This is a genomic window from Synechococcus sp. CB0101, from assembly GCF_000179235.2.
Taxonomy (GTDB): domain Bacteria; phylum Cyanobacteriota; class Cyanobacteriia; order PCC-6307; family Cyanobiaceae; genus Vulcanococcus.
Map to the genome: position 1 here is coordinate 1,315,518 of NZ_CP039373.1, position 18,149 is coordinate 1,333,666.

Genomic DNA, 18,149 nt, shown 5'->3' on the forward strand with positions numbered 1-18,149 from the left:
TGGTTGTTGTGGGCTGCGGAACCTGTGCTGCCTGATTCGAGTTTTCCTTCAGGCCTCCTCACTGGGCGGCGGTGGCTGTAGGCCAGCGCTGTCCTGTGAGGAGGAACCGCCCGCCTGCGGGCGGATGAGACCGCTGCGACGTTTCCCTTTGAGCCGGTAGCTGTCGCCCCGGATCGTCAGCACGTGGCTGTGGTGCAGCAGCCGATCGAGGATTGCCGTGGCAACCACCTGATCACCAAACACCTCGCCCCACTCCATGACGGGGCGGTTGGAGGTGATCAACACGCTGCCGCGCTGGTAGCAGCGGGAGATCAGCTGGAAGAACAGATAGGCCGCGTTCGGCTCAAGCGGCAGGTAGCCGAGCTCATCGATGATCAGCAGCCGGGTTTTGGCGTACTGCGTCAGCCTTGCTTCCAGGGCGTGCTGCGCCTGGGCTTTGGCCAGGGCTGTGATCAGCTCCATCGCACCGACGTACTGGACGCTGTGACCGAGCCGCACCGCCTCCCGGCCCAGTGCCACGGCCAAGTGGGTCTTACCCACACCCGGCGGTCCGAGCAGTAGCAAGGTGTCGCCGTTGGCCACCCAACGGCAGGTGGCCAGCTCGCGGATTTGGGCCGGATCGATCGACGGCTGAGCCTCGAAATCAAATGCCTCCAGCGTCCGCACATACGGAAAGCGCGCCAGCCGCAGCGCCATTTCCATCCGCAGCTGGTCCTTGCGAGCCACCTCAGCTGTGCAGAGCCAGGTCAGCGCCTCACGCAGGTTCATCTCCCGCCTTGCCGCCTCCTCCAGGAGCGCATCGAGGCGATCGCGGATGGCCGGTAGCCGCAGGCGGGTAAGCATCGCCTCCAGCTCCTCGGTCGGCACCGGTGGCGTGATGGGTGTGGATCGGTTGCGCGGGTTGGTGCTCATGCCGCTACCTCACCGATCAGCTCGGCATAGACGGCCAGAGGCCGGGCCAGTTCAGAGCTGCGAACCATGCGCCGCTCCTGCTCTTGCTCCTGTTCTTGATCACAACGCTCGCTGGTGTCCCGCAGCGAACGCACCGCCTCGCGCCGCTGCCGTTGCGGCACCAGGCCATCCCAATGGCCGTCGATCACCTGGCGGCTACGGCTACCAGGCCGCTGACGCCTGTGCTCAGCCACGATCCTGCCGCCATGGCGGATCAGAACCTGTTGATCGCGCACCAGCACGCTCACCCGCTGGCGGATCAGCGCCTGCGGCGCCGAATACCAGTTCGCTTCCACTTCCACGCAGCAGTCGCTGTGCACAACGCGCACCAGCTCCCGCTCTGCCAAGAAGGACGGCTTGGCCTCCAGCGGCTGCAAGGCCTGGGCTTCTGCGCGCATAAACCGCTCCAGCGGCGCCTCACCCGTGGTGCCATGCACCCTCAGGTCAGCGACCTCACGGGTCCAGCGCACCAGATGGGCCTCCAGCTCCGCCCAGCTGCTGAACTCCCGCCCGGCCATGGCGTTGCGTTTGACGTACGCCACCCCACGTTCGTCTTTGCCTTTCGTCCTGGCCCGGTACGGCCGGCAGGCGCGGGGCTTGAACCCCCAGTAGCTGGCGAACTGCTCAAGCCGCTGGGCAAACACCAGGATCTGTCGTTCCGGATCGTGCTGACTCACCAGGGCGCGAGCGTTATCCACGAGCACCTCCTGAGGCACACCGCCCCAGTGCCGGAACCCCTCCTCCAGGGTTGAGAGCCAGTGGTCCTGCTTCTCGCTGCGGAACGCCCGCACCAACAGTCGCCTGGAGTATCCCAAGGTGAGCACCGCCAGGTGCACCCGCACCCGCTCGCCGCCAATACGCACCACGCACTGGCCAAAGTCCGCCTGCAGCTGCCGGCCCGGTGGCGTCTCAAACCGCACCGTCGCCACAGCTGCGTTGCGCAGCTCACGCCGCCATGGCTCAACCGCACGCTCCACCGTGCGCAGGCTCACCTTGATTCCCTTCTCACTGGCCAACTCCTGCCGCAGCACGTCGGCATTGCCGCGGTGGGCCAGAAATCGCTGCCGCAGCCACTCCCGTTGACCATCGAGAACCGAGGTGCGGCAGGGCTTGCCATAGGGCTGCCAGCCACCCTGCCGTAGGTACTTGCGCACCGTCTCCGGCGAACAGCCCAGTTCCCGGGCAATCCGTCTACGGCCCCAGCCTGCTGCCGAAAGCCGCTGCATCGCCTCCACATCCTGAGGGGTCTGCACCGGCATCTCCGCAGCCATCGGCTCCAGAGATGACGCCCCTGCGCTCACCGTGTCGTCAGGCCTGGCTCGCTCCACAGGGTGGACCAGTTTTCGTGTCGCCGCCGGACCAGTTTTTGCTGTCGCCTGACACAGGCACGGCAGAAGCGCACACAACGCCGGGACTTGCTCAAGCAAGCAGGCATCAACCTCACACGCCTGACAAGCATCGACCTGGTGGACGCTGCTCTCTGCGCCCTCACAGCCCATGTGGCCGCCAGCGGGGGGCCGTATCACCTGTATGGCGAAGAGACGGAAGGAGTCATCGTGGTTCCAGCGGCTGTTTCTGCCTTGTCCGCCGACAGATCTCCAAAACCCATCGTGAACGTGGCTTCGGCGGCTCAAGCGTTGGAGGGTGCGCCTGGCATGCCCACGGCGTCCGGATCCCTTGCCTCGCGTCGCACCGGATGGGCAGAGGCAGCAGCGGCTGGTCCAGGCAAAGGCCTCATGGATGCCCCCAGCAACAGCCGCTTTGACCACGAGGAGTGGCAGTGGTGAGCCCGGACGAAACCGCGGGGTCCTACACCTTGCGGGCACCCCAGACCCACTGGCAGGTTTAGGAGATCTTGCCCCGCATCCTTGAACCCCTCTGCCCAGCTCCCAGGCATCGAGACGGGACAAGCCGATGAACGGAAGGACGACTTCATGGGCGCCCTGGCCGCACTTGGCGGATCGGCCGGGAACGGTCGCCTGCGCAGCATCCTGGAGTGGGATGAAGACACCTATGAGGCGGTGCGATCGGATCTGGTAAGCACTGGCATGGTTGTTCCCGGGCGCGGGCGCGGAGGTTCGGTGGCCTTGAACGACGGGAGCACTGGCGATCAGGCCGCTGCCTCATCCAAGCCCGCATCCAGACGATCTCGCATGTCCAAGGAGCCAACAACAGCGAGCAGCTTCGATCAGGCCTTCCGCGCCATCGACGACTGCCTGCGCAAGGAAGCGGGCTGCGGCACCGAACTCGACTACACCGAGCAGACCTCCTGGCTGCTGTTCCTCAAATACCTCGATGGCCTGGAGGACGACCGGGCCGCCATGGCCCTGCTTGAGGGTCGCAGCTACACCCCGATCCTGGAGGAGCCCTACCGCTGGAACAGCTGGGCGGCGCCCAAGAATGCCGATGGCCAGCTGGATCACAACGCCTCGCTCACAGGCGACGACCTGCGCGATTTCGTGAATCAGCGGTTGTTTCCCTACCTGGAGCAGTTCAAGCAGCGCGCCAGTGGGCCCAACACGATTGAGTACAAGATCGGTGAGATCTTCGGGGAGATCCGCAACAAAATCTCCAGCGGCTACAACCTGCGCGAAATCATCGATGTGATCGATGGCCTGCGCTTCCGCTCCCAGGCCGAGAAGCACGAGCTCTCGATGCTCTACGAGGAGAAGATCAAGCGGATGGGCAACGCCGGCCGCAACGGCGGCGAATACTACACGCCCCGGCCGCTGATCCGCGCCATCGTGCAGGTGATCAACCCACAGATCGGCGAAACCGTCTACGACCCTGCCGTTGGCTCCGCAGGCTTTCTCTGCGAAGCGTTCGAATACATGCGCAAAGGCGGGGCTTCAGGCCGTGAGTTGAGCACAGAAGATCTGGACACACTGCAGACCCGCACCTTCACCGGCAAGGAAAAGAAGAGCCTCGCCTATGTGATCGCGATCATGAACATGATCCTGCATGGGATCGAAGCACCCAAGATCATCCATGCCAACACGCTCACCGAAAACCTGAGCGATGTGCAGGAGCGGGATCGTTTTGACGTAATCCTCGCCAACCCTCCGTTCGGCGGCAGCGAACGCAAGGAGGTGCAGCAGAACTTCCCGATCCGCTCAGGGGAAACAGCCTTCCTGTTTCTTCAACACTTCATCCGCATGTTGCGGGCCGGCGGCCGCGCCGGCGTGGTGATCAAGAACACCTTACTCTCCAACTCAGATAATGCTTCTGTGGCCCTGCGCCAAAAGCTGCTGGAAGAGTGCAACCTGCACACCGTGCTCGATTGCCCCGGCGGCACCTTCCAGGGAGCAGGTGTGAAAACGGTGGTGCTGTTCTTCGAGAAGGGAGCACCAACCCAAAAGGTTTGGTTCTACCAGCTCGATCCAGGACGCAACCTCGGCAAGACAAACCCGCTCCACGATCGCGATCTGGCCGAGTTCGTGGAGCTGCAGAAGAACTTCGCAGATTCACCCAAGAGCTGGAGTCTTGATGTGGCGGACGTGGATCCGCAGACGTTTGATCTGTCGGTGAAGAATCCACACGCCGCCCAGGCCGTTGCCCACCGAAGTCCTCAGGAGATCATGGCGGAGATTGCCGCGCTGGATGCGGAAGGCGCGTTGGCACTGAACAAGATCAGGGGGCTGTTGTGAAAGAAGATTGGCAGACCAAGAAGCTAGGGGATGTCTGCACTCTAAGGAAACTCTGGACAAGCGGTGTTTGAGCGGCGGCAGCGAGCAGAAAGAGTGGTTTTGGCTGCAAATTGCCTCTGAGGCCATTTTTTGATGACCTTGGCTCACATATCCAGCCACTTTCGGCTGGTTTTGAGGCTAAATAGAGGTGTGCAGGCACACCAAGTCCCTGTTCACACTGTCGCGAGTAATTGTCGTCGGGCCTGGTACAGATTCGACAGTGCCGCAAGCACGTTGATTTTGCAGCGGTTCTTGGCCAAGCCTCGCAGCCGGGTCTTTTGAAAGCCGAACTGCTGCTTGATCACACGGAAGGGATGCTCAACCTTGGAGCGGATGTGAGCTTTGGCCGTCTCGATCAGATCCTGCACCCTCCCATCCGGGGTGTCAGGAAGAGCCCTGCGCGTGCCGGGCCGCATCGCCACTCTGAACTCCGCTGTCTTGCCAGCCATTTCTGGTCTCTTGGCGATGCCCTGGTAGCCAGCATCGCCGTACACCACCTCCTCATCTCCATGCAGTAGCTCAGCTGCCGGGGTGAGGTCGTGCACGTTGGCGGCGGTGACGACAACCGAATGGATCAGGCCTGAGTCCTTGTCAACGCCGGCGTGGACCTTCATGCCGAAGTACCACTGGTTGCCCTTTTTGGTCTGGTGCATCTCCGGATCCCGCTTCCCATCTTTGTTCTTGGTGGAGCTGGGCGCTGCGATCAAGGTGGCATCGACGATCGTGCCCTGACGCATGGTTACGCCCCGAGCGGCCAGGAGCGCTTTGACGGTGTCAAAAATCTGCTCACCCAGCCCATGCTTCTCAAGCAGATGGCGGAACGTGAGGATCGTGGTCTCGTCCGGGATCCGATCGCTGATCAGCTCGATGCCGGCAAAGCGGCGCATGGTGGGCACCTCGATCAAGGCCTCTTCCATGGCCGGATCGCTGAGGGAGTACCACTGCTGCAGCAGATGAATGCGCAGCATCGTTGCCAGCGGATAGGGAGGCCTGCCGCCTTTCTTGCTCGCCTTGGGGTAGTGCGGCTCGATCAGATCGATGAGTGCCTGCCAAGGCACCACAGCCTCCATCTCGGAGAGAAATTTCTCGCGCTTGGTGCGCTTCTTGGCCGTGGTCAGCTCATAGTCCGTGAAACCGAGCTGCTTGCCGCCCATCAACCCAGTCCTGGTCTGCGATTACAGGTTCATTTTCGCGCAGACGGGCTGGGTTTTCCAGAATTTCCCTAATCAAACGCGGCATCTCACCCTCCTACGCAGAAGAAGGCGGCATCTGCGTCCTAAATCAGAAATGCATTCGCGACCACTCAATTAACTATGCGCACTCAAGACGCCACAACCTAGACAGCAAGAAAGTCCCGGCAGAGAGATACATTCAGATCGGTGACGTGTTGGTCAACTCAACAGGCACTGGCACACTCGGGCGCGTTGCGCAAGTACGCGAACAACCCCAAGAAGCAACGACCGTCGACTCCCATGTCACCATCGTTCGACCAGATCGAAGCATATTTTACCGAGAGTTTTTCGGCTATATGCTCGTCATAATTGAAGACGCGCTAAAAGAAGCTGGAGAAGGATGTGGCGGCCAAACCGAACTTTCTCGATCCGCGCTGGCCGAACAATTTTCAGTGAGCTATCCAGCTTCACTGACAAAACAGCAGCGGATCGTCGACATACTCGACGAAGCCTTCGAGGCCCTTGCCACCGCCAAAGCCAACGCCGAACAGAACCTCCGGAATGCCCTAGCTGTCTTCGAAAGCCACTTGGAAGCGGCCTTCAACCAGAAAGAGGAAGGATGGACGGAGAAGCGCCTGGGAGAGCTTGCCGACTTTAAGAATGGCTTGAATTTCTCGCGCAACAGCAGCGGACAGACGCTTCGCATGGTCGGCGTCGGAGACTTTCAGGAGCGCTCTATTGTCCCGCTCGACAAGCTGCAATGCACAACCATCGATGGCAACGTCACTGAGGACTACTTGATTCGCGAGGGAGATATTTTAACGGTCCGCTCCAATGGAAGCAAGGACCTGGTCGGTCGCTGCATGCTCGTTCCAGCCGTAAATGAAATGATTTCCTACTCGGGATTCATCATCCGCATACGGCCAGACGGTCAAACAACAAGCCCACGCTTCTTGCTTTACTTTATGAAGTCGAGAACTGCTCGCAGCCGCCTCACGAGCGACGGAGGAGGCACAAGCATCAGCAATATCAACCAAGCGAAACTTGCCACACTACCTGTTTTGCTTCCTCCCCTGAAGAAACAGGAGGAAATCGCGAATCACTTGGACGCCTTCAGCAAAGAATCGAAGCGACTTACCTCAATCTATGAACGCAAAATCGCCGCCCTCGAGGAACTCAAAACCTCCCTACTGCACCAGGCCTTCAGCGGCAAGATCTAACCCCTGGCGCACACGACGTTGAGCCGTATGTAATCCCTGATGCCATGAGCCCCGCGATCATCATCCTGGCAGGCCCCAATGGCGCCGGCAAAACCACCTTCGCGCGTTCGTTTCTGCCGCAAGAGGCCAACTGTCTACGGTTCATCAATGCCGATCTGATCGCCGCCGGCCTACCTCCCTACGAGGTCTGGACTATCTGGCTCGCATTCGCGAGTGGCGCTCCATGGGCTACAAGATCAGTCTCTACTTTCTGGCATTACCGAGTCCAGAAACAGCCATCCTGCGCGTTGCTGCGCGCGTGAAACAGGGAGGGCACAGCATCCCGGAGGCTGTCATCCGGCGACGCTTTATCGCAGGCTTACACAACTTCGAAGCCTGCTACAAGTCTGAGGTGATCACTGGGTGAAGTACAACAACTTGGGTGACCAACCGGTCTTGATAGAGTGGGGCGAGGCGAGTGGAGGGGAATGAAGGACATCCGTGAGTGCAGCGATCCTGTGATGCGTGGCTCCATGGCTGCTCTTCAGCGAGCAGCCGAAGAAGCGCGCCGCATTGCCATCCAGACCGGCACCGAGCTGATCACCATGCGCGAGGGAAAGATCTGCAAACTTTCGCCCGAGGAGATCGCCAAGCTGCCACCCATCGTGGAGTCCACGCCTGATTCGCAACGGACCACTGGCCCTTGACATCAACCTGAGCAGCCGTGGAGAGGTTCTCTATTCCCGCGGAGATCGGTCAGACTACCCCCATGAGTGCCACAGCCAGTCCCTCCGGCTATCACTACGTCGTCGACGAGCCGCTGCTTCGCACGATCGCGGCCGAGATCCAGGCGGCCATCCCCGGTGCCGTAGTGCGCCTGTTCGGCTCACGCGCCCGCGGTACCGCCCGCCCCGACTCGGACCTGGATCTTCTGGTGACCGTGCCGGATGCCTGGCTGGCGGCTCATTCGCGGTTGGAGCAAACCGATGCCCTGGGCTGGAAGTTGGCCTATCACCGCCTGCCGATCGAGCTTCTGCTCTTCTCCGCCAGCGAGGTGGCAGAGCGCCGGCATGGCAACAGCAATGTGATCGCTGAGGCCTTCCGCTATGGCCGCCAGCTGGATTCAGCGGAGTCCCTGCATGGCCCCAGCTGAAACCCCGAGCGGTTTTCTGCGCATCGCGCAGCGCGATCTGCGCGCGGCCCACGGAATGGTGGATGCCACTCTCTTCTATGAAGAGCACTGGGGTTTTCAGATCCAGCAAGCCACCGAGAAGGCTCTCAAAGCTTGGCTCCTCGTGCTCCAGCCAAAGCAACCACCCTTCAGCCACAACCTGAGGCTGTTGTTTCAGATGCTGCGCGATCTCAGTGCTCCGATTGATCCATTCATCGGGCTGAGTCGCTTCACGGAGTTCGCTGTTCTCAGGCGCTACGACGAAGAACCGGATCTTGAACAACTGGATCGCGCCGCCTGGAATCAGCTCTGTGCCGATCTGCTCGCCCATGTGGCCGCGCTGATCCCATGAATGAGGCCGACACCCGTGCCGAATTGATCGATCCGCTGCTCACGGCAGCCGGTTGGGGCGTGGTGGAAGGCAGCCGCATCCGGCGTGAGTTTTCGATCACCCCCGGCCGCATTGAAGGCGGTGGTCGTCGCGGCAAACCGCTCACAGCCGACTACGTGCTCACCTATCGCAACACCCAGCTGGCGGTGGTGGAGGCCAAGCCCGACACCGCACCCCTCACCGAAGGCGTGGCCCAGGCCAAGGACTACGCCAGCAAACTGCAACTGCGCTTCACCTACGCCAGCAACGGCCTTGGCGTCTACGCCATCGACATGGCCACCGGTGAGGAGGGCGAAGCCGAACGCTTCCCCACACCGGAGGAGCTGTGGACACGCCAGTTCGCCGAGGAGAACGCCTGGCGAGATCGCTTTGCGGCCGTTCCCTATGCAGACAAGGGGGGCAGCTGGCAGATCCGCTTTTATCAGGACATTGCTGTGTCGCGGGTGCTGGAAGCGGTAGCCACCGGCTGCGACCGCATCCTGCTCACCCTCGCCACCGGTACCGGCAAAACCTCGATGGCCTTCCAGATCCTCTGGAAGCTGTTCCAGTCCCGCTGGAATCTGTCCGGCCAGCCCAGTCGCCGGCCACGCATTCTCTTTCTCGCGGATCGCAACACCCTCGCCGATCAAGCCTTCAACGACTTCACCAGTTTCGCCGCCTTCGAAGACAACGCGTTAGCTCGAATGGAACCCGGCGATCTGCGCAAAAAGGGCCGCGTACCCACCAACGCCAGTGTGTTCATCACCATCTTCCAGACCTTCATGAGCGGTCCGGTGGTGGAGGGCAAACCCTCACCCTGGTTCGGTCAATACCCGGCGGACTTTTTCGACTTCATCGTGATCGATGAATGCCACCGCGGCGGCGCCAACAACGAATCCACCTGGCGCGGCATCCTCGAATACTTCGCCCCCGCGGTGCAGCTGGGGCTCACCGCCACCCCCCGGCGCACCGACAACGCCGACACCTACGCCTACTTCGGCGAACCGGTGTTCACCTACTCCCTGAAGGAAGGCATCAACGACGGCTTCCTAACGCCCTTCCGCGTCAAGCAGATCACCACAAGCCTTGATGAGTACGTCTACACCGCAGACGACACCGTGGTGGAAGGAGAGGTTCAGGAGGGGAAGCGCTATACCGAGGCCGAGTTCAATCGCATCATCGAGATTGAGCGGCGCGAACGGCAGCGGGTGGAGATCCTGCTCAGTCAGATCAACCAGCGCGAGAAAACGCTGGTGTTCTGCGCCACCCAGGAGCACGCCCTGGCGATTCGCGACCTGATCAACCAGCGCAAGAGCAGCACCGATCCCAACTACTGCCATCGCGTGACGGCCGACGATGGCGAACTCGGCAACACCTGGCTACGGGCTTTTCAGGACAACGAGAAGACACTCCCCACCATCCTCACCACTTCGCAGAAGCTCTCGACTGGCGTGGATGCCCGCAATGTACGCAACATCGCCTTGCTGCGTCCCGTGAATTCGATGATCGAGTTCAAGCAGATCATCGGTCGTGGCACCCGCCTCTACGACGGTAAGGACTACTTCACCATCCTCGATTTCGTGAAGGCGCATCACCATTTCAGTGATGCGGAATGGGATGGAGAGCCAATCGCGCCCGAAGGGCCTGCGAGAGGCACCCCTACACCGAACCCGGGACCTGAAGAGCCGGAAGATCCAGCAACGACCGATCCGGACACGCAGCCTCGGCCAGCGAAGGTCAAGACCAAGCTCGGCGATGGCAAGGAGCGATCGGTCCAGCACATCCTGGTCACCAGCTTCTGGCATCCCGATGGCAAGCCGATGAGCTCACAGCAATTCATCGAACTGCTGTATGGAGAACTGCCTGAGTTTGTGCGAGACGAAGCCGAACTACGGGCCATCTGGAGCAAGCCACACACTCGCAGCAAGCTGCTGCAGGGACTGGCAGACAAGGGCTTTGGACCCGATCAACTGACTGAGATGCAAGCGATCATCTCCGCCGAGGACAGCGACCTCTTTGATGTACTGGCTCACGTGGCTTACGCCTTACCACCCATCCCACGCGAGTTGCGCGCGCAACAGGCTCGGCTGTACATCCACTCCCACTTCACCAACAAACAACAGCTTTTTATCGACTTTGTGCTTCAGCATTACGTGACCACAGGCGTGCAGGAGCTGGCCCAAGAAAAACTGGCGGCATTGCTGCGTCTCCGCTACCAGAACTCCATCGCCGATGCCATTTCGGATCTGGGACAACCAGAGGAAATCGGGAAATTGTTCGCAGGGTTTCAGCGCTACTTATACGAGCCCGAGCCTCAGTGTTAATCCGGCAAATCAACGACCACCTCGTCCGGGCAGATCAGATCCACCGCCCGACGCGCATCGCCAAGCACCTCCACCAACATCCGCGGTGATTCGCGCAACAACGCGATCCAACTAGCGAGATAGGCGGCGTGATTGGCCACATCACTGCCGATCTCGAGTCGTTCCCCAGCAACACCGCGCCCAGTTCCGCCACCAGCTCCTCACGGGCGTAGGCACGGCTGCCCACCGTCCCGGAGAGATCACGCGCCAGGCGGGCGGGATGCCCCGTGGAATGCACCGCCTCGTGCCCCCAGGTGGCATAAAGCGCAGCCGGGGAGTGAAACACCGCCCGCTCAGGCAAGTGAATGCAATCAGCCGCAGGCCGATAGCAGGCCTGACCGCCGCCATGCACCGCCTCAACCGGCCAGCTGGAGAGCACAGATTCCGCAGCCGCCAGCCGCTCGGGCACCGGTCGCCGCACCACCCCATCCGCCTCACGGCGCGTCTGGATCAGCCCTGCGAGCGCCTCACCCACCAGATCCGCCGCGTTGAACACGGGCACCGGCCGGTAGCTCACCCAGCTGCGGGGCATGGCGGCCGATCCAGAGGCCTCCACCGCTGCGGACGCCTCTGGATCGGCCGGGCTCACATGCACCTGAGGCCGCAACACATACACCGCCTTACTGCCTTTGCGCGGCGAGAGTCCGCGCGACTTCGCCTCCCCGAAACCGCACCAATAAGGCAGGGCCGAACCACGCAGGTGCATCCCAAGGGTGAGCAACACCGGATTGGAGCCGCGGTAGCGGCGGCCACTGATCAGGTTCACGTGATGACCACCACCCACCGCGTCCCACTCGCGCCGCCAGGGGGTTGTTCCCTGCTCGAGCAGGGCGATCAACGATTCGGTGAGCTTCTGATCAACAACGGCAGGCATGGCAGCGCAAACGGCACTGCCCTGAGCGTTCCCCGCGGCCGCCCCGCAGCGTCAGTGCAAGGCGACGCGGTCCTGCAAGGTCCCGCTCACGTATTTGTGCAGAACGCTGAGCCCCATGGCCGTGATGCCCTGATGGTCGTGGAACGGCACCGGTGGAGCTTCAACTGCCCAAAAAGGTATAGATTCAGAACTCTATGGAGTTTGAGTTCGACCCGAGCAAAAGCCAGTCCAACCAGGAGAAGCACGGCATTGACTTCGTTGCCGCGCAGGCGCTCTGGGAAGACCCCGCTTTGCTGGAGATCGCCGCGCGCACGCTGGATGAGCCGCGATGGCTCGTCATCGGTCGCATTCAGCGCAAACACTGGTCAGCGGTGATCACCCTGCGCGGCCAAGCCATCCGACTCATCTCCGTCCGTCGATCACGCCCTGAGGAGATTCAGCTCTATGAACAGCTCTGAGTTTGATCAATCCTTCGATCAGGGCGATTCCGTGCTGAACTCGCTGGATCTCGCCTCCGCCCGGCGGCCCCGTCTGCAGCAGAAGCGCGTCAATGTCGACTTTCCGCTCTGGATGGTCGAACAACTGGATCGGGAAGCGTCGCGCCTCGGCGTGACGCGCCAGTCGATCATCAAGGTTTGGCTGTCGGAGCGGTTGGAGCCGCCTCTCGCGGCCGATCGGCCGCAGGCCACCGGAAACCGCTGACGCGTGCCGAGGCAGACATCAGAGGGATGGCCTACAGATCACGGATGGAGAGGCGACTATTGATGCGCTGATCTTTCTGACCCGTGGCCCTGGCGGACTCGCGAAGGTCCTCCAACAGCGCAGCTGTTGCAACGCTCTGCAGGGCGCCTAGTTCGACATCTTCGAGCAATTGCTGCTCGGTAGCGTCGAGAGGGATCTCAGTGTTCGGTTCAGGCATCGTTTCTCCCCAGACGTACATCACTGTGGAGCCTGACCACCAGAAACCGTTTTCCGGCCTTCCGGTGCCAACCTCGGCCGCAAACAGCGGACACCTCACGCCATGGCCCGCCGCGCTGCCCTGGATCGCCAGACGCTGATCGCCCTGGGGCCGGAACGGCTCGCCGATCTGCTGCTCGACCTGGCCAATGCCGATCCAGCGCTCAAACGCCAACTGCGGCTGGCGGTGGCCACCGGCGCCAGTCCCACCGATGCGGCATCCCTGGTGCGCGAACGCCTGGGCACGATCCGCCGCGGCAGCACCTTCCTCAAAGGGCCCCAGATCAGAGCCCTGGCCAAAGATCTCGACCAACAACGCGACGCCATCACCGGTCCGATTGCCGCAGCGGAGCCAGCGGCGGCCTTGACACTGCTGTGGGAGTTTCTCGATCTGAGCGACAGCGTGTTCGCGCGGTGCATCGACCGCAGTGGGGTGCTGTCGGATCTGTTCCGCAGCGCTTGCCGGCAACTCGGCCCCCTGGCTCTGGCCGCCGAACCCGATCCAGAAACGCTGGCCGAACAGGTGTTCAACGCCTTCTGCGACAACGGCTATGGCATCTACGACCCACTGATCGCCAGCCTCACCGAGGCGCTGGGCCCCCAAGGGCTGCAGGCCCTCAAGCAACGGTTCGAGCAGCTGGCCCAGGAGCCGGTGCCCGTCCCTCCGGAAGCGGAGTGGAAAGCGGTGTCGTGGGGCAGTGGCGGCACGGGCTACGCCCATCAATATGCCGAACAGGCGCGCCAGTGGGCCGTGAAGGACGGCCTGCAGGCCGTGGCCCAGGCCATGGGTGATGTGGATGGCTACATCAGCCAATTCAGCGAGGAACAGCGGCGCGCCCCGCGCATCGCCGCCGGGATCGCCCAGCGCCTGCTCAAGGCCGATCGGCCGGCGGATGCCCTGCAGGCCCTGGAATTCGGCCCAGCCCATCGCAGCGGCTGGCCGGTGTTCGACTGGGAGGACGCCCACATCGCCACCCTGGAAGCCCTGGGTCGCAGCGCCGATGCCCAGGCCGCACGCTGGCAGTGCTTTGAGCGCTCACTCAACGAGGAGTACCTCAGGGCTTACCTGCAACAGCTGCCCGCTTTCGAGGATGTGGAGGCTGAACAGCAGGCGATCGACCTGGCCGCCAAGCACCCCCAACACCTGCAAGCGCTCTGCTTTCTGCTCAACTGGCCGTCAGCCCTCGGCCGGGCCGCCGAACTGATCGTGCAGCGCCGCGACAGCCTGGATGGCGATCAGTACACCGTGTTTGGTCCCGCAGCGGAGAAGCTGAGCGCCGACCATCCCCTGGCCGCCACCCTCGCCTTGCGCTGCATGGTGGATTTCACCCTCACCCACGCCCGCAGCAGCCGATACAGCCACGCCGCCAACCATCTGCACACCTGCCAGCTGCTCAGCCAGCGCATCAGTGACTGGGGCGCCATCCAGCCCCACGACGCCTACATGGCCACCATCCGCAGCCAACATGCTCGCAAGAGCAGCTTCTGGAGCCAGGCCAAGCCGCTGGGGCTCTGAGGGTGTGACACGACCCGGGGCCGGATCTCAGGGATGAGGCGCTGCCAGCCAAGCCTTGAGATCAGCCATTCCCGTGAAATCGAGCAGCGCCTCGGCCAAGGCCTCCAGTTGAGGCAGCGACAACTGGCTGACCTGCGCTTGCTGCTCCGGGCTGAGCTCACCGCAGCGGCGACGAAGCATCAGCAAGGTGAGCTCCACCTCGCCTTGCTGGCGGCCTTCCTGGCGCCCTTCCTGGCGCCCTTGGCCGAAGATTTCGCGGTAGGCGGCGCTTTGGCTGAAATCCTCGAGGGTGATGCCGCCCATGGCGCAGATCTCCGGTAGGGGTCGACCGCTGAAGCGTGTCATCAAGATAGCGGCGATCACATCGATGGTTCCGGCGGCATCAGTGGTGCCAGCAACGGCGGTGCGGATCTGCGCTGCCGTCTCAGGCAGCTTGTCCTCGCTTTCCAGCAACAGGGCCAGACTGCGCAACAGGGGCGGGGCCGCTGGATCGTCGAGGGCTGGTTGCAACTCCAGCCACTGCACGCGCCGCTCGATGAACTCCGCCACAGCAGTGGGATCGCCAAAGCCCATATCCCGCCGCGGCAGAGCACCACCACCCGCCAGTGCTGAATCGAGCTGTCCTGTTGCAGCAGACGCGCACTCTCCGCATAGAGGCGCCGCAGGAACCCAGAGTCGGGCCCCATCTGCGCCTCGAAGATCACCACCGGCCGATCGGGCCGCTGCTCCGGGGCCAGAACAGACCATCGAGCCGGTGTTCGCGCTCCTTGAGAACGGGCGCACTGAAGCTGTAGGTGGCATCAGGCGGAAGGTCGTTTTGGAGCTGCAGGATCCGATCCGGCGCGAGCTGAAACACCCAATAAAAGAGCTTGTCGCTCGCGCTCACAGCTGCAGATCTGCCGCACGCATGCACTTAAGCATCCCTGCAACAACAGGGGGAGCACAGCGATCTACAGGGAAACTCACAGGGAAACTCAAAACACCGAATCAGTGGGTCAGCCCACTGATGAGGGATCAGCAGGTTGCAACCGGAATTTCGACATTTCAGTTTGCAACGGGGAAACTTACAGGGAAAGCAGGGCAACCACCCCTAGTCATACCAAGCGATCTCAGCGAAAAACGATTGATTCGTAATCAGTAGGTCGCAGGTTCAAATCCAGTCACCGGCTTGAAGACACAAAAGAACCGCCAGAGGCCCTGCAGTCACTGGCGGTTCTTTTGTTTTACGGCGATTGGCTTTTCCGTGATCGCGACGGCTGTGCGACAGCGTTGAGCGGGAAAAGCCTCGATGGATGGCTACAACGCAGATACGACCTTTCGCACGCAAGGCACAGTTCATGGAGCGATCCACCATGCAGCAACTGATGGATGCTGCACGGCAAGAAGCACAACAAAGCTGGATGGAAGGGGGGATTCCATCGGCGCGGTCTTGGCCAGGGAAGACGGCACGATCGTGGCCCGTGGCCACAACCAGCGGGTGCAGAACGGTGATCCCACCAGTCATGGGGAAACGCAATGCATCCGCAATGCAGGCCGGCGCCGCGACTGGCGGGATCTCACCCTGGTGACCACGCTCTCGCCTTGCCCCATGTGCGCTGGCACGGCTGTGCTGCTGGGGTTCCGCCGGGTACTGATCGGTGAGCGGCGCAGCTTTCAAGGAGCCGAGCGATGGCTGGAGGAAGCCGGGATTGCCGTGGAGTGCCTCAATGACCCTGCCTGCGAAGACTTGATGCAAACCATGCTGGAGCAGAAGCCCGAGCTCTGGGCCGAAGACATCGGCCAGTGACGGCGCAGCGGCGGGAGCCCGGCACCAAGACAACAAAAAGCCCCCGCTTGCGCGGGGGCTTCTGGTTCAACCGTGATTGAACCGTTTTGAGGATCAACCTCAGCCGATGGCGGGGGCAGTCAGAGCCACGGGGGTGGCTTCTGCAGCAGCCAGGTCGAGGGGGAAGTTGTGAGCGTTGCGCTCGTGCATCACTTCCATACCCAGGTTGGCGCGGTTCAGCACGTCGGCCCAGGTGTTCAGCACACGACCCTGGGAATCCAGGATCGACTGGTTGAAGTTGAAGCCGTTCAGGTTGAACGCCATGGTGCTCACGCCCAGGGCGGTGAACCAGATGCCGACCACAGGCCAGGCAGCCAGGAAGAAGTGCAAGCTGCGGCTGTTGTTGAAGCTGGCGTATTGGAAGATCAGGCGACCGAAGTAACCGTGGGCAGCCACGATGTTGTAGGTCTCTTCCTCTTGGCCGAACTTGTAGCCGTAGTTCTGGGACTCGCTCTCGGTGGTTTCACGCACCAGGGAGGAGGTCACCAGGGAGCCGTGCATGGCGGAGAACAGGCTGCCGCCGAACACACCAGCCACACCAAGCATGTGGAAGGGGTGCATCAGGATGTTGTGCTCAGCCTGGAACACCAGCATGTAGTTGAAGGTGCCGCTGATACCCAGGGGCATGGCGTCCGAGAAGGAGCCCTGACCGAAGGGATACACAAGGAACACAGCAGAGGCTGCGGCCACGGGTGCGCTGTAAGCAACGCAGATCCAGGGGCGCATGCCCAGGCGGTAGGAGAGTTCCCACTCACGTCCCATGTAGGCGTAGATGCCGATGAGGAAGTGGAAAACCACCAGCTGGAAAGGACCGCCGTTGTACAGCCACTCGTCGAGGCTGGCGGCTTCCCAGATGGGATAGAAGTGCAGACCAATGGCGTTGCTGCTGGGGATCACAGCGCCAGAGATGATGTTGTTGCCGTACAGCAGGGAGCCGGCAACGGGCTCACGGATGCCGTCGATATCAACCGGGGGAGCGGCGATAAAGGCAACGATGAAGCAGATGGTGGCGGCCAGCAGGCAGGGAATCATCAGAACGCCGAACCAACCCACGTAGAGGCGGTTGTCGGTGCTGGTGACCCACTCGCAGAACTGGTTCCACGCAGAAGCGCCTTGGCGCTGCTGGATGGTGGTGGTCATGAGTACGGGATACGTAGTGCTCAGCAGCCAAGCCCGAATGGACTCGTTGTTGAGCGGGAAGGAAGGACAGGCCGGAAACCCGCCCTGCCACAGATGAATGTAACGGATGTTTGCGCCGTGTGACGTGGGTTGAAGCGCGTCCGGGGCGCAGCGCAGCTAATCAATCCGATCAGCTGCGCTGATGCAACACCTGGTCAATCGCTGAGATCGCTGCTAGGAGTTGCCTTTCTCCGCCCAGGCCATGCGCCTCTCCGCCCTGTCTCTGGCCGCCGCGCTGCTGCTGGTGGGTTGTCAGAGCCAGCCCCCTGCCGAGGACGAGCGTCTCAATCGAATCGAGCTGCGGTTGCAACAACTCGAGCAGCGCCAGGCCAAGCCAGGGACAGGAAACACGGCCGATCCCTCGGGCAAAGCACCAGCCGGTCCCGTGAAATCGCTCACGTTCCGGATGGGCACCACAGACGATCGGCTTCGTATTTACTGGGCCGATGGCTCCAGCAGCGACCTGCCCTGCACCAAGGAGCAGAGCACATGGGCTTGCGGCTGAGCTGATTCCCCAACTTTCATTGCCATGCTTCGCATTACCTCGATCGCAGGCGGACTTGCTGCGGCGTCCCTGGCCCTGGCCCCGGCTACCGGCCTGGCCCAGAACGTGCAAGAAACCCTTGATCGGATTGATCAGCTGCAGCAGCAAGCCACTGCTCGCCAGCGCGCCATGAACCTGGCGCGAAACACCGCGGTAACCCTGAACGGCGGCCTGACCCAGTACATCCCCGCCGCCTGCATGTTCACCTCCGGTGGCAGCGGCGGCAGCTGCATGGTCGGCAACGACAGCAAAGGATTCCTGTTCCGCTTCAACGGCGGCAAGCCTGGCTGGCAGGAGGCAGGGCAGCCCCCACCATCACCACCGAGATCCTGATCAGCCCTG

At 62.0% G+C, this 18,149-nt stretch carries 22 protein-coding genes; 14 read left to right on the forward strand and 8 right to left on the reverse strand.

The window, feature by feature from the left end:
* Nucleotides 1-48: 48 nt before the first annotated feature.
* Both istB and istA read right to left on the reverse strand, forming a co-directional pair.
* On the reverse strand, nucleotides 49-912 hold the full coding sequence (istB, locus tag CB0101_RS07145; RefSeq protein WP_136643950.1) for an IS21-like element helper ATPase IstB: 864 nt from the start codon (nucleotides 910-912) through the stop codon (nucleotides 49-51).
* Complete coding sequence (istA, locus tag CB0101_RS07150; RefSeq protein ID WP_136644007.1) at nucleotides 909-2,222, reverse strand: IS21 family transposase; 1,314 nt, start codon at nucleotides 2,220-2,222, stop codon at nucleotides 909-911. Before istA ends, istB begins: the two co-directional genes overlap by 4 nt.
* A gap of 144 nt (nucleotides 2,223-2,366) precedes the next feature.
* Between istA and CB0101_RS07155 the strand changes: the two genes are divergently transcribed.
* On the forward strand, nucleotides 2,367-2,738 hold the full coding sequence (locus CB0101_RS07155; RefSeq protein ID WP_246833844.1) for a DUF429 domain-containing protein: 372 nt from the start codon (nucleotides 2,367-2,369) through the stop codon (nucleotides 2,736-2,738).
* 81 nt (nucleotides 2,739-2,819) lie between these two features.
* Nucleotides 2,820-4,598, forward strand: a complete 1,779-nt coding sequence (locus CB0101_RS07160; protein WP_246833845.1) for a type I restriction-modification system subunit M — start codon at nucleotides 2,820-2,822, stop codon at nucleotides 4,596-4,598.
* A gap of 212 nt (nucleotides 4,599-4,810) precedes the next feature.
* On the opposite strand, the gene CB0101_RS07165 is transcribed toward CB0101_RS07160, so the two are convergent.
* Nucleotides 4,811-5,791: an IS5 family transposase gene (locus CB0101_RS07165; protein WP_136643901.1), complete on the reverse strand. Its 981-nt coding sequence runs from the start codon at nucleotides 5,789-5,791 to the stop codon at nucleotides 4,811-4,813.
* A gap of 230 nt (nucleotides 5,792-6,021) precedes the next feature.
* On the opposite strand from CB0101_RS07165, the gene CB0101_RS07170 reads away from it, so the two are divergent.
* The 6 genes from CB0101_RS07170 (at nucleotide 6,022) to hsdR (ending at nucleotide 10,873) form a co-directional block, all read left to right on the forward strand.
* Nucleotides 6,022-7,029 (forward strand): restriction endonuclease subunit S, encoded by a 1,008-nt coding sequence (locus CB0101_RS07170; protein ID WP_210409955.1) that lies wholly within the window; start codon nucleotides 6,022-6,024, stop codon nucleotides 7,027-7,029.
* A 44-nt stretch (nucleotides 7,030-7,073) separates the two neighbouring features.
* On the forward strand, nucleotides 7,074-7,331 hold the full coding sequence (locus CB0101_RS15630; RefSeq protein ID WP_010311129.1) for a hypothetical protein: 258 nt from the start codon (nucleotides 7,074-7,076) through the stop codon (nucleotides 7,329-7,331).
* A 165-nt stretch (nucleotides 7,332-7,496) separates the two neighbouring features.
* Entirely contained in the window at nucleotides 7,497-7,715 is a 219-nt protein-coding gene (locus CB0101_RS07180; protein ID WP_010311131.1) for a hypothetical protein, read from the forward strand.
* 62 nt (nucleotides 7,716-7,777) lie between these two features.
* Nucleotides 7,778-8,161, forward strand: coding sequence for a nucleotidyltransferase domain-containing protein (locus CB0101_RS07185; RefSeq protein ID WP_010311133.1), 384 nt, complete (start codon nucleotides 7,778-7,780; stop codon nucleotides 8,159-8,161).
* Nucleotides 8,148-8,531 (forward strand): HEPN domain-containing protein, encoded by a 384-nt coding sequence (locus tag CB0101_RS07190; RefSeq protein ID WP_010311136.1) that lies wholly within the window; start codon nucleotides 8,148-8,150, stop codon nucleotides 8,529-8,531. The genes CB0101_RS07185 and CB0101_RS07190 overlap by 14 nt, the downstream gene beginning before the upstream one ends.
* Entirely contained in the window at nucleotides 8,528-10,873 is a 2,346-nt protein-coding gene (gene hsdR, locus CB0101_RS07195; RefSeq protein ID WP_010311139.1) for an EcoAI/FtnUII family type I restriction enzme subunit R, read from the forward strand. The genes CB0101_RS07190 and hsdR overlap by 4 nt, the downstream gene beginning before the upstream one ends.
* 34 nt (nucleotides 10,874-10,907) lie before the next feature.
* Here the strand turns inward: hsdR and CB0101_RS07200 are convergent, their stop codons facing one another.
* Nucleotides 10,908-11,786 (reverse strand): zincin-like metallopeptidase domain-containing protein, encoded by an 879-nt coding sequence (locus CB0101_RS07200; protein WP_246833846.1) that lies wholly within the window; start codon nucleotides 11,784-11,786, stop codon nucleotides 10,908-10,910.
* A gap of 194 nt (nucleotides 11,787-11,980) precedes the next feature.
* Here CB0101_RS07200 and CB0101_RS07205 point away from each other — a divergent pair, with 194 nt between their 5' ends.
* Both CB0101_RS07205 and brnA read left to right on the forward strand, forming a co-directional pair.
* Nucleotides 11,981-12,244, forward strand: a complete 264-nt coding sequence (locus tag CB0101_RS07205) for a BrnT family toxin (RefSeq protein ID WP_010311145.1) — start codon at nucleotides 11,981-11,983, stop codon at nucleotides 12,242-12,244.
* Nucleotides 12,231-12,488 (forward strand): type II toxin-antitoxin system BrnA family antitoxin, encoded by a 258-nt coding sequence (gene brnA / locus CB0101_RS07210; protein ID WP_010311146.1) that lies wholly within the window; start codon nucleotides 12,231-12,233, stop codon nucleotides 12,486-12,488. The genes CB0101_RS07205 and brnA overlap by 14 nt, the downstream gene beginning before the upstream one ends.
* Nucleotides 12,489-12,519: 31 nt before the next feature.
* Here brnA and CB0101_RS07215 read toward each other — a convergent pair whose 3' ends face one another.
* Nucleotides 12,520-12,705 carry a hypothetical protein gene (locus CB0101_RS07215; RefSeq protein ID WP_043718058.1) on the reverse strand — a complete coding sequence of 62 codons (186 nt, stop codon included), beginning with the start codon at nucleotides 12,703-12,705 and terminating at the stop codon, nucleotides 12,520-12,522.
* A 102-nt stretch (nucleotides 12,706-12,807) separates the two neighbouring features.
* On the opposite strand from CB0101_RS07215, the gene CB0101_RS07220 reads away from it, so the two are divergent.
* Complete coding sequence (locus CB0101_RS07220; protein WP_010311150.1) at nucleotides 12,808-14,259, forward strand: DUF6880 family protein; 1,452 nt, start codon at nucleotides 12,808-12,810, stop codon at nucleotides 14,257-14,259.
* Nucleotides 14,260-14,286: 27 nt separating this feature from the next.
* On the opposite strand, the gene CB0101_RS15545 is transcribed toward CB0101_RS07220, so the two are convergent.
* Complete coding sequence (locus tag CB0101_RS15545) at nucleotides 14,287-14,832, reverse strand: DUF4351 domain-containing protein (protein ID WP_029553107.1); 546 nt, start codon at nucleotides 14,830-14,832, stop codon at nucleotides 14,287-14,289.
* A gap of 127 nt (nucleotides 14,833-14,959) precedes the next feature.
* Complete coding sequence (locus CB0101_RS07235; protein ID WP_168187961.1) at nucleotides 14,960-15,145, reverse strand: DUF2887 domain-containing protein; 186 nt, start codon at nucleotides 15,143-15,145, stop codon at nucleotides 14,960-14,962.
* 543 nt (nucleotides 15,146-15,688) lie between these two features.
* Here CB0101_RS07235 and CB0101_RS07240 point away from each other — a divergent pair.
* Nucleotides 15,689-16,045, forward strand: a complete 357-nt coding sequence (locus CB0101_RS07240) for a nucleoside deaminase (RefSeq protein WP_246833847.1) — start codon at nucleotides 15,689-15,691, stop codon at nucleotides 16,043-16,045.
* Nucleotides 16,046-16,144: 99 nt separating this feature from the next.
* On the opposite strand, the gene psbA is transcribed toward CB0101_RS07240, so the two are convergent.
* A complete protein-coding gene (psbA, locus tag CB0101_RS07245) occupies nucleotides 16,145-17,224 on the reverse strand; it encodes a photosystem II q(b) protein (RefSeq protein ID WP_136644032.1) in 1,080 nt (359 codons plus the stop codon).
* A 220-nt stretch (nucleotides 17,225-17,444) separates the two neighbouring features.
* On the opposite strand from psbA, the gene CB0101_RS07250 reads away from it, so the two are divergent.
* Nucleotides 17,445-17,768 (forward strand): hypothetical protein, encoded by a 324-nt coding sequence (locus CB0101_RS07250; protein ID WP_010311164.1) that lies wholly within the window; start codon nucleotides 17,445-17,447, stop codon nucleotides 17,766-17,768.
* A gap of 24 nt (nucleotides 17,769-17,792) precedes the next feature.
* On the forward strand, nucleotides 17,793-18,140 hold the full coding sequence (locus CB0101_RS07255; protein WP_246833848.1) for a hypothetical protein: 348 nt from the start codon (nucleotides 17,793-17,795) through the stop codon (nucleotides 18,138-18,140).
* Nucleotides 18,141-18,149 lie beyond the last annotated feature (9 nt).